This is a genomic window from Burkholderia sp. Bp8992, from assembly GCF_003853705.1.
Lineage (GTDB): Bacteria > Pseudomonadota > Gammaproteobacteria > Burkholderiales > Burkholderiaceae > Burkholderia.
Map to the genome: position 1 here is coordinate 121385 of NZ_QTQI01000009.1, position 20135 is coordinate 141519.

Annotated in this window: 21 protein-coding genes; 3 read left to right on the forward strand and 18 right to left on the reverse strand. The window is 60.6% G+C overall.

All coding sequences use genetic code 11. From position 1 onward, the window contains the following. Positions 1-25: 25 nt before the first annotated feature. A complete protein-coding gene (locus DIE03_RS15625; protein WP_124451788.1) occupies positions 26-733 on the reverse strand; it encodes an SDR family NAD(P)-dependent oxidoreductase in 708 nt (235 codons plus the stop codon). Between the two features lie 225 nt (positions 734-958). Further along, positions 959-1099 (reverse strand): hypothetical protein, encoded by a 141-nt coding sequence (locus tag DIE03_RS38290; protein ID WP_185658166.1) that lies wholly within the window; start codon positions 1097-1099, stop codon positions 959-961. Positions 1100-1533: 434 nt separating this feature from the next. Here DIE03_RS38290 and DIE03_RS15635 point away from each other — a divergent pair, with 434 nt between their 5' ends. Together DIE03_RS15635 and DIE03_RS15640 are read left to right on the forward strand one after the other, a co-directional pair. Then, positions 1534-2550 (forward strand): hypothetical protein, encoded by a 1017-nt coding sequence (locus DIE03_RS15635; RefSeq protein ID WP_124451790.1) that lies wholly within the window; start codon positions 1534-1536, stop codon positions 2548-2550. Between the two features lie 323 nt (positions 2551-2873). Beyond that, positions 2874-3383 (forward strand): IS21 family transposase, encoded by a 510-nt coding sequence (locus DIE03_RS15640; protein ID WP_260434896.1) that lies wholly within the window; start codon positions 2874-2876, stop codon positions 3381-3383. Positions 3384-3507: 124 nt separating this feature from the next. Here the strand turns inward: DIE03_RS15640 and DIE03_RS15645 are convergent, their stop codons facing one another. Beyond that, entirely contained in the window at positions 3508-4227 is a 720-nt protein-coding gene (locus tag DIE03_RS15645; RefSeq protein WP_124451792.1) for an SOS response-associated peptidase family protein, read from the reverse strand. A 103-nt stretch (positions 4228-4330) separates the two neighbouring features. Here DIE03_RS15645 and DIE03_RS15650 point away from each other — a divergent pair, with 103 nt between their 5' ends. Next, positions 4331-4669, forward strand: a complete 339-nt coding sequence (locus tag DIE03_RS15650; protein ID WP_124451794.1) for a hypothetical protein — start codon at positions 4331-4333, stop codon at positions 4667-4669. Positions 4670-4821: 152 nt separating this feature from the next. Here the strand turns inward: DIE03_RS15650 and DIE03_RS15655 are convergent, their stop codons facing one another. The 15 genes from DIE03_RS15655 to DIE03_RS15725 form a co-directional block, all read right to left on the reverse strand. Next, positions 4822-5787 carry a hypothetical protein gene (locus DIE03_RS15655; protein WP_124451796.1) on the reverse strand — a complete coding sequence of 322 codons (966 nt, stop codon included), beginning with the start codon at positions 5785-5787 and terminating at the stop codon, positions 4822-4824. 78 nt (positions 5788-5865) lie between these two features. After that, the gene (locus DIE03_RS15660) at positions 5866-6948 is read right to left on the reverse strand and encodes a phage late control D family protein (RefSeq protein ID WP_124451798.1); all 1083 of its coding nucleotides are present in this window, start codon (positions 6946-6948) and stop codon (positions 5866-5868) included. After that, positions 6948-7466 carry a phage tail protein gene (locus DIE03_RS15665; RefSeq protein WP_124451800.1) on the reverse strand — a complete coding sequence of 173 codons (519 nt, stop codon included), beginning with the start codon at positions 7464-7466 and terminating at the stop codon, positions 6948-6950. The genes DIE03_RS15660 and DIE03_RS15665 overlap by 1 nt, the downstream gene beginning before the upstream one ends. A gap of 9 nt (positions 7467-7475) precedes the next feature. Beyond that, a complete protein-coding gene (locus tag DIE03_RS15670) occupies positions 7476-10736 on the reverse strand; it encodes a hypothetical protein (protein WP_124451802.1) in 3261 nt (1086 codons plus the stop codon). Further along, positions 10733-10846 carry a GpE family phage tail protein gene (locus DIE03_RS15675; RefSeq protein ID WP_124451804.1) on the reverse strand — a complete coding sequence of 38 codons (114 nt, stop codon included), beginning with the start codon at positions 10844-10846 and terminating at the stop codon, positions 10733-10735. The genes DIE03_RS15670 and DIE03_RS15675 overlap by 4 nt, the downstream gene beginning before the upstream one ends. Before the next feature lie 11 nt (positions 10847-10857). Continuing rightward, positions 10858-11163, reverse strand: coding sequence for a phage tail assembly protein (locus tag DIE03_RS15680; protein ID WP_124451806.1), 306 nt, complete (start codon positions 11161-11163; stop codon positions 10858-10860). A gap of 56 nt (positions 11164-11219) precedes the next feature. Next, on the reverse strand, positions 11220-11729 hold the full coding sequence (locus DIE03_RS15685; protein WP_124451808.1) for a phage major tail tube protein: 510 nt from the start codon (positions 11727-11729) through the stop codon (positions 11220-11222). 47 nt (positions 11730-11776) lie between these two features. Continuing rightward, positions 11777-12964, reverse strand: coding sequence for a phage tail sheath protein (locus tag DIE03_RS15690; RefSeq protein ID WP_124451810.1), 1188 nt, complete (start codon positions 12962-12964; stop codon positions 11777-11779). Positions 12965-13033: 69 nt separating this feature from the next. After that, complete coding sequence (locus DIE03_RS15695) at positions 13034-13366, reverse strand: hypothetical protein (protein WP_124451812.1); 333 nt, start codon at positions 13364-13366, stop codon at positions 13034-13036. A 50-nt stretch (positions 13367-13416) separates the two neighbouring features. Continuing rightward, positions 13417-13842 carry a tail fiber assembly protein gene (locus tag DIE03_RS15700; RefSeq protein WP_124451814.1) on the reverse strand — a complete coding sequence of 142 codons (426 nt, stop codon included), beginning with the start codon at positions 13840-13842 and terminating at the stop codon, positions 13417-13419. After that, complete coding sequence (locus DIE03_RS38295) at positions 13839-17465, reverse strand: phage tail protein (protein ID WP_185658167.1); 3627 nt, start codon at positions 17463-17465, stop codon at positions 13839-13841. The genes DIE03_RS15700 and DIE03_RS38295 overlap by 4 nt, the downstream gene beginning before the upstream one ends. A 2-nt stretch (positions 17466-17467) precedes the next feature. Beyond that, a complete protein-coding gene (locus tag DIE03_RS15710; protein WP_124451816.1) occupies positions 17468-18013 on the reverse strand; it encodes a phage tail protein I in 546 nt (181 codons plus the stop codon). Continuing rightward, positions 18003-18914: a baseplate J/gp47 family protein gene (locus tag DIE03_RS15715; protein WP_124451818.1), complete on the reverse strand. Its 912-nt coding sequence runs from the start codon at positions 18912-18914 to the stop codon at positions 18003-18005. Before DIE03_RS15715 ends, DIE03_RS15710 begins: the two co-directional genes overlap by 11 nt. Further along, a complete protein-coding gene (locus tag DIE03_RS15720) occupies positions 18911-19291 on the reverse strand; it encodes a GPW/gp25 family protein (RefSeq protein WP_124451820.1) in 381 nt (126 codons plus the stop codon). Before DIE03_RS15720 ends, DIE03_RS15715 begins: the two co-directional genes overlap by 4 nt. Beyond that, positions 19288-20022 (reverse strand): phage baseplate assembly protein V, encoded by a 735-nt coding sequence (locus DIE03_RS15725; RefSeq protein ID WP_124451822.1) that lies wholly within the window; start codon positions 20020-20022, stop codon positions 19288-19290. The genes DIE03_RS15720 and DIE03_RS15725 overlap by 4 nt, the downstream gene beginning before the upstream one ends. Between the last annotated feature and the right edge of the window lie 113 nt (positions 20023-20135).

Sequence of the window (20135 nt, forward strand, 5' to 3'; positions counted from 1 at the left end):
GATGCTGGCGCTCAATGCCTGACGCTTAATGCCCGGCGCTCTGGCCGCCGTCGACATGCAGGATCTCGCCCGTCACGAACGGCGCCGAATCCAGATACAGGATCGCGTCGACGATGTCGCTCATCTCACCCATGCGGCCGACCGGGTGCAGCGACGCGAGCGTCGCATGCGTGTCGGGCGCATGCATCGGCGACTTGATGACGCCGGGCGACACCGCATTCACGCGGATGCCGGCCTTCGCGTACTCGATCGCGAGCGACTTCGTCGCCGCATTCAGCCCGCCTTTCGTCAGCGACGCGAGCACCGACGGCACGTTGCTGTTCGCGTGATCGACGAGGCTCGTCGTGATGCTCACCACGTGGCCTCCGCCATGTTTCTGCATCGCGTCGATCGCACGCTGCGTGACGTGGAAGAAGCCGTCCAGGTTGACGCTCGTGATCTGCGCGTAGTCGTCCGCGGTGTATTGCGTGAATGGCTTCGCAATGAACACGCCCGCGTTGTTGACGAGCGTGTCGACGCGGCCGAAGTGTTCGATTGCTGCGTCGACCACGCGGCGCGCGACGGCCGGATCGCCGATGTCGCCCGCGACGGTAACGAGATCGGGATCGTTCGACGGGCCGATCGAGCGGGACGTCGCGACGACGCGATGGCCGCGTGCGCGAAATGCGTTGACCGTTTCCGCACCGATGCCTTGCGATGCGCCGGTGACGATGATGACTCTGGATGTGCTCATGATGTGCCTCGACAGGTGAATGGTGTTCGGCTTCAGTGCCGACCGGATCGATGAATCCGATGGGCAGACTGTAGGCGCGCCGGTCGCGATTTCGAACACCCACCGTGGAGCAACAGTCTTGCGTCGCGGGAACAAATGCGGGGGAGGCTGGTTGCCGCGGTGGCAACGGAAGCGCCGCCGCTTGCGCCTTGCTGGTCGGAAAATCGGCGTCGTCACTCGACGTCGTCACTCGACGTCGCGCTCAAGTGCCTCATTGCGGTGCGTACGACTGCTGAAGCGTGGCGCGATCTCGGCGAAGAGACCGATTTTCCGGCGACTCGACGCGCGGATTTGGCTGCCACGAAACGCGTAGTTGGACAAACCCATGTGCCTATCAGGATAACTTTTCTTATCATAATAGCGTCATTAAAAATCCAAACTTGCGTCCATGGAAACGCGCTCGACCCGACACGCTCCTATGCCCTGATGTCGAATGTGACCCCGTCAGGGCAGGGGAATTGCCGTAAAAGCGTGTTTGCAGTGGTCGGTGTGCATTGAAGTCGCTCTTCGGCGATTTCGCGAAGCGGGCGTAACAAGCGGCCATTAAAGAGGGCGCGCAAGCGTTGGCGTCGGCCACCGCGTTGATGCCGCACAATCGCATCTGGCGAGGAGGTGTGCGGTTGCATCGCCGATGGCTTCGTCGTCGATGTGGCCGCACGATGTCGTGCATGCGATGCACGCCAGCCGCCTGACCGGACGCCGCCTATAATCGCTATCAACCTTTCCAGGAAATCGCGGTTACAAGGTGAGGGGGTGTCCAAATGGGAGAGTGCCGTTACATCTGTTCGCGCTTCGTCCTCGCAAGCTCGATCGCTGGTCTGACAATACTGACGGTTCCGGTACACGCGTACGCCGAGGATGCCCCTTCGAGTAGTTCATCGAGCGGGCTCAAACCATCGGAGAGAACACTCAACGTCTATGCGGTGTACGGCGACGGACGCGCGACCGAGGGTGGCGATATGCATTGGCGTGCGTACGAAGTCGGCTTCGGTGACGTCTTGAACGATTATTGGTCGGTCTACCTCGCGTACATGAACGAGGGGCATCCGCTGAATCACCACCGTGACGGTTTTGCCGCCCTGGGTTCGTTTCGTTGGCCGGTCGGCAGTCGTGTGGCGCTCGAATTTTCGGCGGGCCCGTATTTCAGCATGGACACGACCCATGTCGACGACCAGCCACGCAATGACAAGCGCTGGGGCGTGCGCGCGTCGGCAGCGGTGCGGTATTACGTCGTTCCAAAGCGCTTCTTCCTCAAGGTGCAGTACAACCACGTCCAGATGATTGGCGGCTTCAATTCCGATGCGGTGCTCTTCGGCATCGGCTCGGATTTCGGCGGCGATCCTGGCCCGGCGTTTTCGGACGGCAAGACGCAGGTCAGCGTTTGGGCCGGTACGTCGCAGACGAACCGTCCTCAAGTGCCGATCGAAAAGGGATACATGGTCGAAGTCAAGCGGCCGCTCGGCAATGCGTGGGCTTATTCGGCGAGCTTCATCTACGAAGGCAACAATGGCGTTGCCGGCCGACGAGGCGTGGCCGCGCAATTCTGGTACGTCGCGCCGATCAGGACCAAATGGACGCTTTCGGCAGGTGTCGGCCCGTATCTCTCGCGGGATCGGGACGATGCCTCGGGCAGGACGCGACTCAATGCGTTGCTCAGCGCGCAAGTGACCTATCAGGTCACGAACGATTGGGCGGCGAGCTTGCGCTTCAATCGTGTCGCAACCCGCAACGACAAGGACCAGGACATGTTCATGGTCGGCGTGGCGCGTAATTTCTAGGCGTTCGTTCTTCTGCGCCGGTGCATTCTGTCGAGAATGCGTTGACGCTTGCATCCGTTCGTTCCAGCCATCGCAGCCTCCGGCGCCGGACAACCGGCGGCCGGACAGCTTACGCACCCCCGAAGCGGACATTTCTAACTGGCTCAAACCGGACATTACTAAATGGCCGTTACATACAAACTGTCGATAATTATGATTATGTCAAATTGGTTTGCTAACTTCTCCGATGCTTCGCATTGGCTGCGGCACTGCTTTCGTCTGAGCAAAGATCGCGGGTTTACGATAGTTTACGCCCGCCTTTCCGCAGCCCTACACAATACATCGTGTCTGACCAAACACGCCACGGCACGCTGCGGGAGTTTCTCGACCTGATCGACGGTCTATCGACCGGCGAAATTGCCCGTCGATTGCGCTGCTGCACACGCACTGTTCGCAATTATCTCGCCGGGCGCGCCCCGATCCCTTGGCACCGTATCGAAATGCTACGCTTGCTCGCGCTTCAAGCGCTTGGGGAAATCGGTCGGGGTTCGGCCGTCGATGAGACTCCCGTCGTCGCCACACTCGATCCAGATCCGGCCGCGCCGGACGTGACCCCTGACGAAATGCTCGCATGGGTCGGCGTCCACTCGCCGCATCACCTGTCGAGCAAGCGCAGCCTCAAACTTTACGTGCGCGGATGGAATGTGGTGGACAAGATTCGACGCGCAAAATCCGAAGGAACGTTTGCAGCCGTACTTGCGCGCTGGCGCACGCTGGCGGTCGAACTGCCGCGTATGTGGCGCTCTGGTCCAATGTGGACCGGAATCGGTCCTCCGGCATTCGAGCCAAAATGAGCGGGATCGCAAACTTTCACCGTATCGCGATCCCTCGCCAGCCTAGCGACAGAAAAACAAGGACGTCTATGACCATTCTGGGGACGCCGCGCGTGCGGCGTGTTCTCTCGCGCTCGTTCCGGGCTCAGTTCTCTGTCTTTTTCTCGCGCGGCGCAGCCTCTGCATGTAGCTCTTGCTCCGACAGCAACGTGAAAAACGATCGTGCCTCTTCAGCAGTCGGACACCGCAGCCAATCGTCGTACGCACCTTGTCGAATGATGACCACGGAGCGTTTTTCTTCCGGCGCGCCCGTCCTGGCATCTCGGTTTCGGTGAAACTCGCGCAACAGAGGGTGTTCGTCAGCATTGACAGTGATCATCGACATTGCATGCATTACCTGCCCACCGCTGGCTTGTATCGTGCGCCAGATCCCTGCAATCGCACATGGTTCACCTGTCGCGAGCCCGATGCGCCAGCGTTCGTTTGTGCGATCGTCCGGGGTGTATTTGGGTTCATAGAACCACGACGCAGGAATCAAGCAACGACGCCCCGCACGCCACGAAGGCCCGTAAAGCGGCGACTCGCCGATTCGTTCCGCACGTGAATTCACCGTGTCCCGAATCAGTGGCACCTTTTTGCCTTCTTCCTTCGCTCGATCCCGTGCGTCTCGCTGCAATGCCTTCGGCCAGAAACCGAAATTTGCCAACAGCGCCTCTGGTCGCCCTTCGTTCAATCTGACGATCGGGGCCAGATAGTCGGTGTAGATTTCACGCTCCCAAGGCTTTTCACGCCATAGATCACCGAGCCCGATCTTAAGCTCACTGAGGCCCGGATCTTCGTCGGGCGCGCGGTAGTTCGTACACATAGCGGGGTCCGATTGGAGAGGTTCGCCTCATCTTACGCCGATCGTTGACTTCGGCTCGCGCGCCTTGGATACTGTATAACTATACAGTGTTTTTTGTACGATCATGAAGCGCGACGACGACGCGAACGTGTGGGAATTCTTCAATGAGCGCGCCGCGATCATGACGTTCGATGCCGGGATACCGCGACACGACGCTGATTTTCGCGCGATGGTCCGCACGCGCCTTTACTTCGAACCGCGCGGTATCACCATGCCGACGGGCGGCTATTTCTCGTGCTACTGGAACAGCGAATTCGGATGGAATGACAGCACCGGCACGGCCGTGACGTTTCCATGCGCCGTCGTCCTGCTTTCCATGTGGTACGCGGCACAAATTGAAGCCGACCGGGCCGGGCGATGCTACACGTGGCTGTTACGGCCCCCTGATGTCCGGCATTGGTAGCCCCCCATCGAATCATCCGAACAAAACTAACCACGGTGCGGACTCTCCACATCTGACGCAATCCTCTACAACAAAAAAAGCCCGCTCATGCGGGCTTTTGGTGCTTCGAGGACTTACTTGAATGTCGCTTGCCGTCGGCGAGGTAGCTTGTCTCAGCCCGAGGTAAATGAGGCTCCAGATCCCGCCGTGAAAATTGCCTGAAGGTGTGCTCGCAAAGCCGCCTCGACTTTACTTTTCCCTTCAATGGTGTTCTTGTACATCAAAACGCGAAATGGAGAAACGTCGAATGGTAATTTGATGCCCTCCTCCGCTATCAAGATAGTTGGCTTGCCTTTTGCGTGCGCGTATCCAACCTCGTAATAAACATTCGGGTTGCTTGGTGTTATTTCCGCGATTACGACCGAGGCCTCATTGATCTGCTGAATAATATCGTTAATTATCAATCCGGGACCATATTTCTCATCCACACGGATAACGTCAATCTTTTGATCCAAGCAAACTGGCTTTATTACACTGTCGTACAGTTCATTATATGGGGTTGAAAACTGCATTACAACAAAGGCTTTCGGCTTCTGCGACGAAACGTGAAAATCTGAAAATGCAACCTTCCCTTTGGATAGAGAATATAGGCCAATCGGTCGCCCATTGAGCGCGATCGGCAGAATCGTATCAACCACCGGAACGCCATTTACCTTAAGCACCACCCGTTGGCCAAACACGGAGACTGACAATATATATTCTCTGCCAGGAGAAAGATTCTCCAAATCCCCTGAACTTGCATTATCGAAGGGCACCCACCGTTTTCCGTCGAATGCGGTCACTGAGAACATCGCACCTTGGAACGAGCCCAACCCGGCTACTAGTTGAGAATTGGCTGCTGGGTTTGCAGCTAAGCATATCGATGCATTAAATTTTGTACCAACCTGTTCCGCGACAACCTTGACCGATATTGTTCCACTGAGAAAGCTCGAGTCACATAGTGCTAAACCAACAGCCGCGCCGTCAGGATGTGAAACTTGCTTGTCGTCTAAATATGTTATCTCGCGACCATTGAATACGACACTTCCATCAGGATTGAAAGTGAAGTCCCCGAATAACGGTACCCAGTTTATGTTCATGGCGCAAACAGGTTAGGAAGGACGACACATACTACTACGGACCCAGCCTCCGTCTATCAAGTTGCGATGCCCCGCTTTCTACTTCCCTCCCTTGCGAAAGTGCGTCCGGTGTCGACTCGTCGTCGGATCGTCGCGCATCTCCATTTCAAGCGACGTAGTGAACCCGCCATTTCCGTCCAGGCGGGACGTTACGCGTTTCACGAGCCACGGCGTTTCGTCTATGTCCGGCTTGAACCCCTTCGCTGTTGCGGGCATTTCCGGATACACATCGGCCCGGCCGAGCGCCAGCGAAATGTCGAACGTCGCCTGCCCGCGCTGCGTGCGCGTGTACTCCGCTTTCGCTGCGGCCGTCGCTTCCGCCTGCGTCGCGTAGGTTTCCGGCAGCAGCTTCACGCTGCTGCCGTTGTCGCCGCCGACCGTGACCGACTGCGCGCGCCCCTTCTTCGATGAGTGCCAGCGCGCGCGAACGGACGAATAGCTTTCGCGCTGCGACACGTGATAGCGGTACGAGTCACCGCTCGATCGCAGAATCTGAATCGCCGGCAACGGCTTGCCGCTCGCGGTTGCGCCCGCGCCGATCGGCAGGAACAACAGCCGCCCGTCCTTCACGGTCATAACGGCGTCGTACCGCTTGGCGAGCCGCGTCAAAAATGACAGGTCGCTTTCGCCCGTTTGGTCGATGTGATCGATCTTAATTTTGCCGAGCGCTTCACCGACAACCGGCGTCATTTTATGGCGCACTGCGACCGCTTTCACAATCGCGCTGATGGTCTGCGCGTGCCAACTTTTATCCCGGCGTTCGTGCATTGCTCCCGTCATGGATGCCGATCGCGCGCTGATCGTGATCTGATCCGGCGCGCCGTGGAATTCCACTTCATCGACCGTAAAACTGCCCTTGTCGACCAACGGTTGACCGACCCACCCGAGCATCAGTTTTATCGTGACGCCGCGCTTTGGAATCGCCAGATCGCCGCGCGTGTCGTCCAGAACGAGATCGAGTCTGTCAGCTTCGTCCGCGCGGGACTCACTCAGCGTCAGATAGATCAGATACGGGGCGATGCTACGGGAAATGTCGCGCCCGTCCAGCGTGATCCAGTAGTCGCATTGCGGCACGATGCGACCTGCATCCGCCGATTTCTCACGTGTCGGCCTTGTCGACATTACTTCCCCTTCTTCGCACGCTTCGTCTTGCCCGTCTTGATGTACGGCGGCGCTTCCGACATCGGCGCGTTGTCCACCTTCCCGTTCGCTGGCGCCGCTTTCTCATTCTGCGACCCGCCGTCGACGGTCGCGCCCAATGCCTCGTTATCCGCGACCTTCAACGTCAACTCGAACTCGATTTTCAGCGCCACGCCAAGGAAGTTGAAGTACGAGTGTGTTTCGTTCAGCGAATCCACCGTGAACGCGCCGTATATGCGCCCCGTGCCATCGACCAACACGTGCGCGTCACCGACGTTCGCCATCGCTTCGAGAATGTCGAGCGAAAGCGGCGTGCCGATTTCGCCGGTCGCAATCATCCCTTCAATCCTGATCGTGTCCTCACCCTGCCCGACGTATTGCGTGCTGTCGCGCGCGCCGACGCGTGAATTGCTCGCGTGCTTCCACGTCCGCTGACGTTGAAACTGATGGAACGGAGCGATTTCCGTACTGAAAACGAACTGCCCGAGAGAAACCAACATGCCTCACCCTCACCCGATATCCGAAAGACTCGACCCACCGCGTCGACGGCGTTCACGCTCGGCATCTTGCAGCGCTCGACGCACCGCTGCCTCGATATCGGCGGCATTGCCCGACGGAACGGAAATGTGGAACTCGTAGTGATTTACGGTCGGCTCGCCCCCTCCACCTTGACGACCACTCCCGGCCGACGTCGCCGACGCTGCGAGCGGCCCGCGCTGATCTATCAGCGGTCGATACTGTTCGGCCCGAACCGGGCTCTGCATCGGCTCCATCGACGCAGCCAGTGCGGTCCCCGCGCCCGTCGCCGCGCCGAACGTCACAGCAGCAACGCCCGCGAGTCGCGCGGCCGACGATGCAACACGCACACGCTCACCGTCGATCCCGTTCGCGGCCCCCTGCCCGATGAATCCGCCCAGCTCGCCGAATACGCGGCTAGGGCTGTGAATGCCAAGCTTTTCCTTGAACCACTCCACCGTCGAACTCGCAACGTTCGTGATCGCATCCTTGACTGATTTCAGCCCGTTCGTGATGCCATTGACCAAGCCTTGCATCATGTTCGCGCCGAAGTCTACGAACTGCTTTGACGCCTCCGCTGCCGACACGATCAGGTCGCCCAGCCACTTGCCGAACGCCTTCCCGCTCGACGCGGCCTTGTCCAAACTTTCCTTTGTCGTATCGACCGGCCCGAAAAGTTTCTTGAACCAGTCCCACGCGGCCTGCACCTTTTCCAGCAGCCAATCCCACACCGGTTTCAACGGTGCGAACAGTTCGCCGAGCGACGCAAACAACCCGGAGAAAATGCCGCTCAACGGCGCTAACCCTTCTTTCAGACCTTCCCAGAAGCCGGAGAAAAACGCCTTGATCGGCTCCCAATATCGAATGATGAGAAGCGCCGCGACCGCGATAGCCGTAATCACGAGCCCGATCGGGTTCATGAGCGCCAGCCGCCCGACGAACAGCAGCGTTTGACCGAGCCCGGCAAGCGCACTCGTTACGCCCGTGATCGCCCCGCGCGCCCCGCCCTTCACGATGTTGACGCCACCGCGCACGGCGTCGCCGGCGATACCGCGCACTCCGCGGCTCGCGACATACTGGCCCGCGCTCACCACGCGCCCGGCGATCGCCGCCCGCTTCACGGCGGCGGCACGCCCAAGTTCACGCATCGCGCTCGTGCCACGCTTCGCGCTCGCAACGGTATCCGCCCCCCACTTCACCGACGCGTCGCGTGCAGCGCGGTAGGCGGCAGGAATTCGCGTGGACACGGATCGCGCGAAATTGCGTGGCGATGATGCGTCCCATGCGACCGCCAGCGTCGACCGCAAACGCGACGCCGTTTTGGTTGCCGCACCGCCTGCCGAACTGAACACCTTCGTGACCTTCGAGAACCGCCCGAGCGCGCCCGATCCGACATTGATCCCGCCGACCGCCGCCTTGCCTTCGACGCCGAGCATGCGCAGGCCGAATCGCACCATCGCGAGCGGGCCGATCAACGCCGCGAGCCCGATCATGAGCGTTCCACCCACGCCGAGAATGACGCCGAGCGCGGCCAGCGAGATAAGCGCAATGCGGGTCGCTTCGCCGTGCTGGCGGGTGAATTCCGTCACCCGCGACAGCAGCTTGGAAGTCAGTTCGAGCCCCCGGTTATACAAAGGCAGGATTTTTTCGCCTAACTCAGCTTCGAGCGTGGCGCGCTTCGCGAGCGCGTCCATTTCCTTGCCATAGGCGATATTCGTCCCTTCGTTGTAGAGCGCTTCGACGCCGAACGCCTTCGGTGCGTTCTCGCGGTGCTTCATGATGTTCGCGCGCTCGAGAAACAGCGATGCGAAAAAGTCGCCGCCCTTGCGCGACGAAAACAGATGGCCGATCTTCGATACAACCTGCATGTCCGTCAGATTCCCTTTCGGGTTGAGCTTCGGGATTACCTGTTTCATCAAGAATTCGAATGGGTCGGTCTTGTATAGCTCGATCTTGTCGAGCGCTTCGGGCAGGATCTTTGTAACGTGCCCGGTTTTCCCGTACTGGACGGACTTCTTGCCGATCAGTCCGGCTTTCACCAGTTCTTCGCCCGACTGCTGCGTAGTGCGCCCCTGCGCCCAGTTCGTGTATGCGCTCATGAGCCCCGTACCGGCACGGAAGCCGCCCATTTCCTGCATCGTGTGCAGCAGGCCGAAATAGAACGCGTTGTCGCCCAACTGCTTCGCGGCGATGCCGCCCGTCTTGATCGCGTTCAAGAAATCTTCCGGCTTCACGGTGCCGCCCGACGCAACGTAGGCTTTCGTCGCATTGTCGACGGCCTGTTTAAACGCCTCCGGGCTCTTGAGCGATCCCCGCAATTCCGTCGTCTTTACGAGGTCCATCAGCATGTTTTCTGCGACCTCGCCGTGCCCCTCGCCATACCCGCGCCGAGCCATCACGGATTCGATGCCGACTTTCATCTTGGCGAGCAACGGGGCCATTTCCTCTGCGTGGTGCATGTCCCGCGTGATGGTGTACGTTTCTTTCAGCAGCTTGAGCTTGTCGAGCTTGCTTAGACCCTTCACGTCGATGCCGTCGGCGAACTTCGTTGCCTCGCCGAGCTTTGTTTCACCGACGCCGAGCGCGCGGAATTGCGATACCTGTTGTTCGTATTCCTTCGCCTCGTTCAGCGTGTGCCCCAAACCACCGAGCACCCGACCGCCGACGGTACGCGTCGCGTATCCGGTTACAGCCATCCCGGCCGCGAACGTCTGCGATTTCTGCAACTGTTCACGCGCTGGGACGAGCGCGGCCTTGCGTGCCTGCACCGCCTTCAACTTGCGTCCTTGATCGGACAGCGCGTCGTTCGTGCGCGTGATGCTCGAATGTAGCGAGCGCTCGTATTCGGCGAGTGTCCGTGTACCTCGCCCCGCCTGCTGCATCCGGCTATTCAGTTCGCCCAGGCGGTCGCGCTGGCGCGCCTGCTGCGCCGTCAGGGATACGACAGCAGCCGACGCGCGACGCAATGAATTCTGCATGCGTACCGTCGGCTCCTTCGTATCCCGGATTTTCGCGCTCAGTTCCGCGACGCCCGCGCGCGCCTCTTTCAGCTTCGTTGCGGTGCGCCCCATTTCCGCGCGCAGGGACTTCATCGCATCGACCGACCGTTTCTGATTCTGGAGTTGCGATAGCTTCTGTTGGAGCGTCCCTAACTCCTTCGACGCGGCCCGGCTACCGCCGATGATCTTCTTCAGCGGCGCGGTGATTTTCTCCACCATGCCGAATACGACACGCAGTTTCAGTTCGTTGTTCATTGCTTTTCGTATCGTTCGCGCGCGCGCTCGCGCCAATCCATCAATTCAGAAACGGACATGCTGTCCATGACGGACGGCGACCAGTGAAACACCAGCGCCACGTCCGCCATTGCGTCCTCGATTACAGGCGGGAATCCATGCTTTCCCGCATAGCCTTCGTCAGAAAAAAACCACTCATGACGCCCCCGATTTGCAGCAAGTCGGCCGGGTCGAGCTGTGCCACGTCGATTTCGTTCAGCGTCGGGGTCGTGATGCGGGGAATTACCTTCTGCAGAGCGGTCACGTCCAGATTCACCAGTTCCGTGAGCGACACGCCGCGCAGTTCGCCAGCCATCGGCTTACGCAGCGTAACGGTCGTGATTTCGGTGTCGCCGCGCTGAATCGGTTGATCGAGAGTGATCGTGTTGTCGGTTGCCTTCGTTTTCATTTCGTTCGGTCCTTCGAGAATGGTTGAGTGGCCCGGATCAGCCGGGCCGAGTGAAGTTAGACGCCGATGATCTTGCGCACGTCGGCGAGCGAGTCGATCCCGCCGATGTTCAGGATCGAGTTGAGAACATCGATTTCGATTTCGGTGCTCCCGTTGATCGACAGCTTGTAATACGCCAGCGGCATCGTCGCCTTCACCGTCGTGTCGTCGCCGGGCTTCGCCGTGCCGAAGTCCAGTTCTTTGAAGCGGCCACGCACGACGATTTCGACGGCCATCCACAATTCGGACGTTTCGTCCTGATACGCGCCAGCAAAGCGCAGCATCACACCGTCGGCCGTGCTTTTCCCGTACAGGCGCAGCATGTCGCGCTCGATGCCGCCGAGCGTCCATTCAATCTCCATCGCCTCCTGACCGAGATCGATCTGAACCGGCCCCGGCATGCCGCCGCCGCGATATTCCTCCATCTTGCGCGACAGCTTCGGCAACGTCAGTTCAGGCGTCTTGTGCAGGTACGACGTACCGTTGACAAACACATTGAAGTGTTTCAGTTTGCTGGGCATCCCCATGTTCTTTTCCTCCCTTCAATCGTGCGCGGCCGTCGCCGCGCGCCGTGTTAGCTGTTGACCTGCGACGCGAAGTCGACCAGATACGAATCGGTGATCGTCTGACGCAGCGTGAGGTTTTCGAGCGGCGGAACCGGCGTGTAGTCGTAATCGACCACCAGCTTGCCGTCGCGCAGTTCGGCGACGCCGTTGCGGTCCATGTCGTAGCTGGCCGACGCACCGATCAGATAGCCGTTCGTCGTCATCGAACGCAGCTTCGCGCTGATGCTTTCGATAATGTCGCGCGGCAGCTTCGGCACCATCGCGCCGTCGATCGACGGAAACTGCGCCTCGGCGATCGTGTCTGCGAGCACCTGCCCGGTGCGGGTGTAGTTCTCGAACTCGAAATCGGTATCGGCCGAAGCGGTACGCGAACCCCAAAACCGAAAACCGTCACGGCTGATAAGCGTCGTCACCTGATTCTCGTTGAGGAAACCGGCATCCGTCGCCGGGTTTTGCAAGTCCCACGAAACCGGCTTGCTGATGCCCTGCACACCGTTCACCGCGACGTTCGACAGCGTTTTGTGCCAACCGACGAGCTGATCGATTTTCGCTCGCATGCCGACCGCATACGCGACAGCGGGCACGACTGCCGCTTGCGACGTAACGTCGTCCCATGCGATGAAGTCCGGCCAGATCACCATGATTTCGCGCTGACCGAACGTCTTGCGGTAGGCCACGGCGTCCTCCTTCGTCGCAACCAGTTCGCCATCCACGCCGCGCGCGGCGATGTACGCGAACCCGCGCAGCATTTGCGCGGTCATCGCCAGCGCGTTCGCGACCGGCTGCGTATCGAGCCCCGGCGCAGCGAGAATGCGCGGCTTGACCTGCACAACGCCCGGTGCGGATTCGAGCGCCTTGATACCGGTTTTCGTGCCGTCCGGGTTCACCGAGCCGATGACGTTCGACGTCGTTTCGTCTGCATCTTTCCCTTCCGGGACACGCACGACGACGACGAACGGGCGCGCCTGCTTCGAAATCGCGTCGAGCGTCTTGTACAGCGTCCCCTTGCGCCCTGCCCTGCCGAGCGCTTCAACAACGTTCGTGATGAGCACGGGCTTGTTCATGGGGAACGCGGCGGCGTCAGCATCGGAACCCGTGCATACGACGCCGATAATCGCCGTCGAAATCGTCGTGATGGGACGGACCCCGGAACGGTCCTCCACTACGGTTACGCCGTGGTGATAGTCCTGCGGCATGGTTAATTCACTCCTGTGATATTGGTTTGGCGCGGCCCGGATCAGGACCGCGTTTCAGGTTCTCGAGCGTCAGTCGGCGACGATATCGGCACCCGCGAATGCGTACCGGTTCGTCCCGTACTGACGCAACATCGCGTCGCCGTTCTCGCCTTCCGGCACCGGAGCCACCAGCACGGATTCGACATACGCTTTCGGGTCTTTCCCGCTTTTCGGCACGCCCTCCACACTGAGCATCGAGTTTGCGAGCGGCGTCAAACTCGCTTTCCTCGCCGCGTCGTCGTAGAAGCTGGACATTTGCACCGACGTGGTGTTGGTCGTGTAGCTGATCGTCACCGAGTCGATGCGGTGCGTGCTTGCCGGTGCGCCGGTTTGTTCGACGGTGATGGTTTTTTTCAGGGTCATTGCTCAAATCTCCAATCAAGGTTCAGTAAATACGTCGCCGATTGTTCGGCTCAGATAGGCGCAGTCGGCCATACAACATTCAGCGGAAACCCGGCTTGCTGCGGAACGTCGCGCAACTCGGCGCGGTACTTTCTTAGCGCCGCCTCGCGATCGGCGTCCCCCGAATCGGCCGCACGCTCGACCAACGGGTCGACCTGCAACAGCAGCGCATCGCGCTCACTGCGCACGCGTGCGGCCGCGTCGACCACGGCGAATTCCGCCTGGAATTCCGGCCACCAGTTCAACAGGTCTGCGGGTGTCGGTTGCGGAATGTCGCGAGGCTCCCAGATCGGCACCCACGCCGATTTCGTTTGTTCGAGCGACTTCTCATCGACCGGGTGCGCGACCCAGTAATCCTTGCAGCGCACTAGCTGCGGGAATTTCTTCGACAGAATGAAAGCCGCTTGCTCGACGTGGAGCATGAATTTGTTCGTCATTGGTTTCTCAGAAGTACGCCGTAAACGACGATCGCATTGGCGGTCCCGTTTCCGGGGCCACTCAGACCGCACATAACCCACGGCGCTGGCAGTGCGCCGCCAAGTCGGTCGACGGTGCCGAAGTTGTTCACGCCGGAATCCCATTGCACACGCGCACCGGCACCGGCTCGTGCGTTGATGTTTCCCCAAATGTCATCAATCTCGGCGCTCAGGTATCGGCCGCGCCACGTTAGATTCAGGTTCCCGTCGGTGGTGAGAATCTGCGTTCCACGCAGGTACACCGTCCCCCAATCGTCGACGCCGAGCGTCGTTGCGTTGTATGCGCCGTTGATGAACTCAAAACCGCCGTTGTCACGTGCGCGCAGGTACGTCCACGAGTCGAATCCCGGCCGGTTGTTCCGCAAGCCGATGTCAGCCTGCCAACCGTCACGATTCAGGGTCGGGCGGTTGTAGAAGCGCGAAAGCGCCGTGACGTGGATATCGGTATTGAACTGGACGCGGTTATCAGCGTTGTAGACGACGATCACGTTCGACTGCCACGAACCGTCGGCCTTCATGGTCGCCCACGCCGAATAGCTGCCGTTCATCGTGCCGTGAAACCACGCCTGCGAGGTGCCATCAGCACGAGCGAGCACAAAGCCGCGCGCGTCCGTGTTGTTCGGTTGCTTGACCCGCAGATCGCCGGTCATGGTGTCGCCAGCCTTGTTCACCTTGGTGTTCGGATCGAAATTTCCCTGATCCCACACACGCGCGCCGTTCACATAAAAGCCGCCCTTCACGTCCCACTTGCCCGCGCGGAAGTCGTAATACCCGTTCACGCTTCCGTCGTAAGCACGCATACCCATGCCATACCAGCCCTTCAACGCGAAGTTGTAAGTGCTGTAGCTCGCGTTGTCGCCCGTGCCGTCTTCGAACCCGTTTGCCCCGCCTCTGGATTGCAGATAGAGCGGTGCGCCCATCGTGCCGCCGACGTTCTTGTCGAGGGGCGTCACGTTCATCGTGTCCCACGGGGTCGCACCGGCCCACGTCGGCCGCTTGACGAAATTGACCTGTTGCGTCAATCGCGGAATGTCCAGCACGCGGCGTTGCGTCGTGCCGTCGTTCTCGAAAGCGCTGATTGCGAAATCGTCGGTATCGGATTTGCCGATCGTGAAGCGGGTCGCGTTGCCGTTCTGAAAGTACATGGTGGCCCACGACGATCCGCCATCTACCGTAACGCCGCGCCCACGAATCAGACCTTCGGCGTTGAGAATCGCACCAGTGTCGACAGTCGTACCGATCAATACGCGCCCGCCGCTCTGCATCAGCATCATGTTCCCGACGGCCGAACCGTTACCGCGCGTGATCCACATAGCATTCGTGGAAGCCGAGTAGGCGTCGTTGACCGTGCGCAGTGCGAGCGTCCCGTCACCGCCCTGCATCAACTCCCATTGCTTCTGATCGGCCGCACCACCTTCGCGACGCAGGACGATCGACGTCTGCCCCGTACCGCCACCGTTCGTCGCGACGAGAGCGCCAACGCCGCTCGCGCCCTTGATCGACCCATTCGCCTTGATCGGGCCATTCACCTGAATCAGCGCGTCGCTACCGTCATCACCGGTCTGTCCGACAACGAACTTACCGTTTGCGGTAACGCGCGCGCGCTCGGTTCCGCCTGCGCTCAACGTCATCGCGCCCGCGCCGATAGTGGAACTACCATAGAAACCGATGTTCGGCCCGCTTGCGCCCTTGTACATACCGATCAAGCCTGAGTCACCAGCGCCCTGACCGTTTATGAAGTAGTTCGCCGCGCGCATGCTTCCGGAGACTTGAGCTACGTTCACTCCGTCATCGGCCGTCACGCCGATCGTCATCCGACCGCCCGGCACGAGCTTCGCGACTTCGGAGTTGCCTGCGATCAGTTGCAGGACACCTGTCGCGCCTTCGCTGCCGACGGACACGTGGCCGTTCGACCGAAAGTAGGCCCAATCAACACCAGTGTTAGCCCACGCGGTAGTTTTTCCATTGCCGAAGCGATGGAGCCCGCGCGTAACCGCGTTGCCGCCGACCTGCAACATACTGCCGTCATCGGCTGGCGGGCCAATGATGACGCGATTGGTATCGCCCGCGAGGAACCGCATGGTTTCGCGGCCGTTGTTCGTGACCGCAAACACACCGTCCGAGATATGGAAAAAGCCCGTGTCCGGTGCGCCGTCGTTCACAAACGAAATACCCGGCTCGTTCACGCTACCTTCGGCCGCGCGAAACTGCCCGGTCATCGTGACACCCGTCGTTTGCGCCGGGTTCGGCAGATTCGCGGTGTTCCACACTTCGTTGTCGCCGACCCGCAGATTCTTCTTTGCGAAGTCGAAAGCGAACATCGCGCCGGTCGATGGCACAAAGAATCCAGCGCGGTCGCTACTCCCGAAGAAGTAGCCGCCGCTCGGCCCCATGATGGCGCGCGCTTCCATGCCGCCATTGCTGATGTTGACGATGCCCTTGACGTTCAACTGCCCGCCAACATAGGTGCTTCCCGAGCCCGTACCATCCAGCGTCACAGCGCCCGTCTTGGCGTCGATCATCAGCGGTCGCAGGCTGTTCCATGACGCGCCGATGCCGCTTCCGTCAGATATCAGCAGATAGAAATTCGTACCGTCGTTTCGCAGAATCACATCGCGGCCGTTCATCAGCCGGAAGTTAGCGCCGCCGCTATCGAGTCCCGCCGACGCTACGCCACCCGAGTACAGGCCCGTGCCGCCGACTTGAAGCGCGGTCGCCCCGTTGTCGTCCATGTTGCCGACGATGACCCTGCCGCCGTAAGTGATCCGCATAGCGCGAATCTGATTCGCGTCGCTGTTCGAATCGTTCGGCGTGCGGTTGATATAGAAGTCCAGGTATTCGCGGCCCCATGTTCCGGCATCAAACCCCGCACGCAGCGACGCAATGAGTCGCGCATTGGTGTCGGCCGTGCCAGCCGCAAACGTCCCGTGAAAGCGCATTTTCGCGGTGCGATTCAGTGCGCCCGACGCAGCCGCGACGACAAGTTGCGCATCCTGATCGGTCGGGGTCGACGTGACGCTCACCGGCCCGGTGAGTTGCGGGCGCACCAGCGGCGCATAGCGATTCGCGGCAGTCTTAGGCGTGAGCGCGCGCACCGCGTCCTTACCCTCGTTTACCTCCTCCTGTGTCGCAATTTCGATGACGCCCTGCACCGTTTCCGACGCGGGCGGATTCAGGAACGACGCGTCACCGAAAACAAGTTTCGCCGCATCGATCGACACGAACTGCATGTCAGCGGACAACATCAGGTACGCGGCAGGCGACTTTTCCATGATCGGCGTGCTCTGCACGTACACCGCCGCGAGCACACCGTTTTCCATATACAGGCCGTAGCCGAACAACGAATACTGATCGTCGGTCGTGTCCTGAATCGTCACATGGATGGTGTCCTTCGCGACGTTCTTCCCGCCGAACGTGTTCACGCGCTTGCGCTCGTTCGGCATTGCCTGCATGTCCGGTTTGAACACGAACGCGCCCGTGCAAAGACCGATTTCGGTCACGCGGTGTTCGTTCGTTCCCGTGTTGCCTTGCGCGACCAACGCGGCGCGCCCGGCATCGGTTACCTGAATGAAATTTCCTGCCATGTTCATTGTTCCGTCAACGTCAGACGACGATAGAGCGCTGCCTGTCCACCAGCCCCGACCCCAATCGAGCCACTGAGCGAAAACCCCTGCGTGAAGGTGTAGTGAGCGCGCACGGGCTTCGAACGATCGACTTCGCGCAAAATGTCGGCGATGTAGTCCGCGGTCGGCGGGTTGCCGTCACGTGCGGCCACGGTCATGAATAGTTCGAACGTGTACGGTGCAGCGGGCGGCGTTTGCTCGAACCATTCGCGAAGAACGATGTTCCCGCCGAAGCTTTCGACAACATCGCGCACCGCTGCCGCCGTGCCGTTTTTGCGAGCGATCGGGATTGCTGCTTTCACGCGTGCCCGGCGCACCTGTTCCGGCCATTCGTTTTTCCATGTGACGACACCCAAATGCCATGCGAGCCACGGGAGCAGATCAAGGGGAATCCGATCCGCGTTCATCAGGTCGCGCAGGGGAACCGGAACGTCACCGATCGGTGCATTGGCTCGCGCCGCTGCACGCATAAGGGGCGATGCGTTCGGCGGCAACAGGTCATCCGCCATACACGCCCCCGTGCTTCACCTTCAACGACGAGCAGAACGACGCCTGCGTTGACGTGATCGCAATATCGTTCGCGGGGGAAATGAGCACGACGCGCTCGACGCCTTCGGCATGCAACGCGGCATAGATCCCGGACAACGGGATTTCGCGACCGTTGCGCCGCGAGTTGTCGGCGAACTTCTGCGCGCGCGACTGTGCCTCGGTGATGACCACACCCGAATCCGGCCCCGCGTATGTGTAGATGATTGCGTCGATGCCGTACTTCACGATTTCGGCGCTTCTGACCATTACCTTGTCCGTCAGCGGGCGAACGTCGTCAGCGCTCAACGCCGCTGCGACCGCATCGATTACCGCTTGCGGTGCCGTGCCGTCGCCCTCGCGCACGAGCACCGACACGAGCACTTCACCCGGATTCGGGCTCGACGCCGACGCATCGAGCACCGAGCCGTGCGCCGCGCGTGCGTGCGAGCGATACGCGCCTTCCGGTCCTGCAACGGAATAGCCTTGCGGCGCAAGTTGTGTGCGGTCGCGCAGGTCTTCGTTCGACTCCATCACCGGATCGGTGTCGGTATCCGGATCGCCCGGCGTGACCACCAGACGTTCAACGCCGAGCAGCGCGGCGAGCTGATCCAGATCGCCGTCCATCGCGAACGCGAGCATCAGCGCACGCGCTGCATCGTTCACGCGCTGGCGCAGGTACATTTCGCGATACACGCTTTCTTGCAGCAAGATCGTGATCGGTTCGGATTGCAGTTCGAGCTTCGCCGCGACGGCCGCGCGAATCTCGTCAGGCACGAGCGCGAGGAAACCGGCCTTGCGCTCGGCAAAAAGGGATTCGAAGTCGATTTCTTCGACTACGTTCGGCGCGGGCAGGCGCGACAGGTCGATAACGCTTTGGCTCATGCCCGAACCCCCGCCACGTCGACGGACGATTTCACGCTGACCGGAATCTGCCGCCCGTTCACGGTCTTGTATCCCTCGATCAGAATCGGCACGCGGCCGTTCCGGAAATCGCCAGCGGCCAGCACAGCGGCATCGAATGCCACTTTGGTGAGCGTGAGACGCGGCTCCCACCGCATGATCGCGGTCGCGACCGCTGCGTAGACGCGCACGAGCAATGCGCGGTTCGCCGGGCCGTCGATCAGGTCCGGCAGTTCGGAGCCGAACGTGCGACGTTTCACGCGCGAGGCGAGCGGCGTCGACATGATGATCGCGAGCGATTGCGACAGGTGCTCGTCACCGTCGATGAACTCGCCGGTTTGTGCGTTCATGCCGCTCATGCGCCCGCCGTAAGTGCGGTGGACGTGATCGCGAACTCACCCTGTGCCCGGTGCGGATGGCGGATCAGGCTGACGCCGCCCGCCTGATGGTCGGCGGCGGTCACAACGCCCGTGAACGCGGCAGGTCCGTTGATACGCATGACGGGACCGGAGCCGCCCTCACCTGTCTGGCCGTCGGCACCCGACAGGAACACGAACGGGCCTTCGACGGTGAGCTTGCCCTTGCACGTCGTCTGTTCGGCGTCGAGCGTGATCGTTTCAGCCTTCACGGTCGCGTCCTTCGTTTCCACGACGACCGATGCGGGCGCGACCATGCGAATGGTTGCACCGGCAGGCAGATCGACCGTCAGCGCGTGCCATTCCTCGTCATACGAGATACGTGCGCCGTCATCGAACTGCATCACGTGTTCGGCAATGTTCGTGCTCGGCGCGGGCCGATCTTCGGAATACAGCGCGCCGGAGACGATGCCTTGTGCAAGGTCGCCCATCGGGCAATCGATCTTGACCTGTTCGCCGAGCGTCGGCGCGCTCCACGTGCGCAACGAGCCAGCGCGTGCCGTAGTCCAGCGAAGCCAGCCGGATTGGAGCCCCTGTCCGTCCGATTCCTCATCGCCGATCGCGACGCGGCACACCGGGTTTTCCGCGTCCGATGCGTCGATTGCGATCACGCGACCGAGCAGCACGCTATTGCGTGCGACCCGTCGCGCTTCATTTGCTGCCGCTTGCTCCACTGTCGATGCTCCCGAATATCACGTGAACATCATGGCGCGCGCGCGAACGCCCGGCGAGCACATGCGGCCGTGCTCGTGCCGGGTACAAAAGGCGTGGAAATATGGGGTGTTGC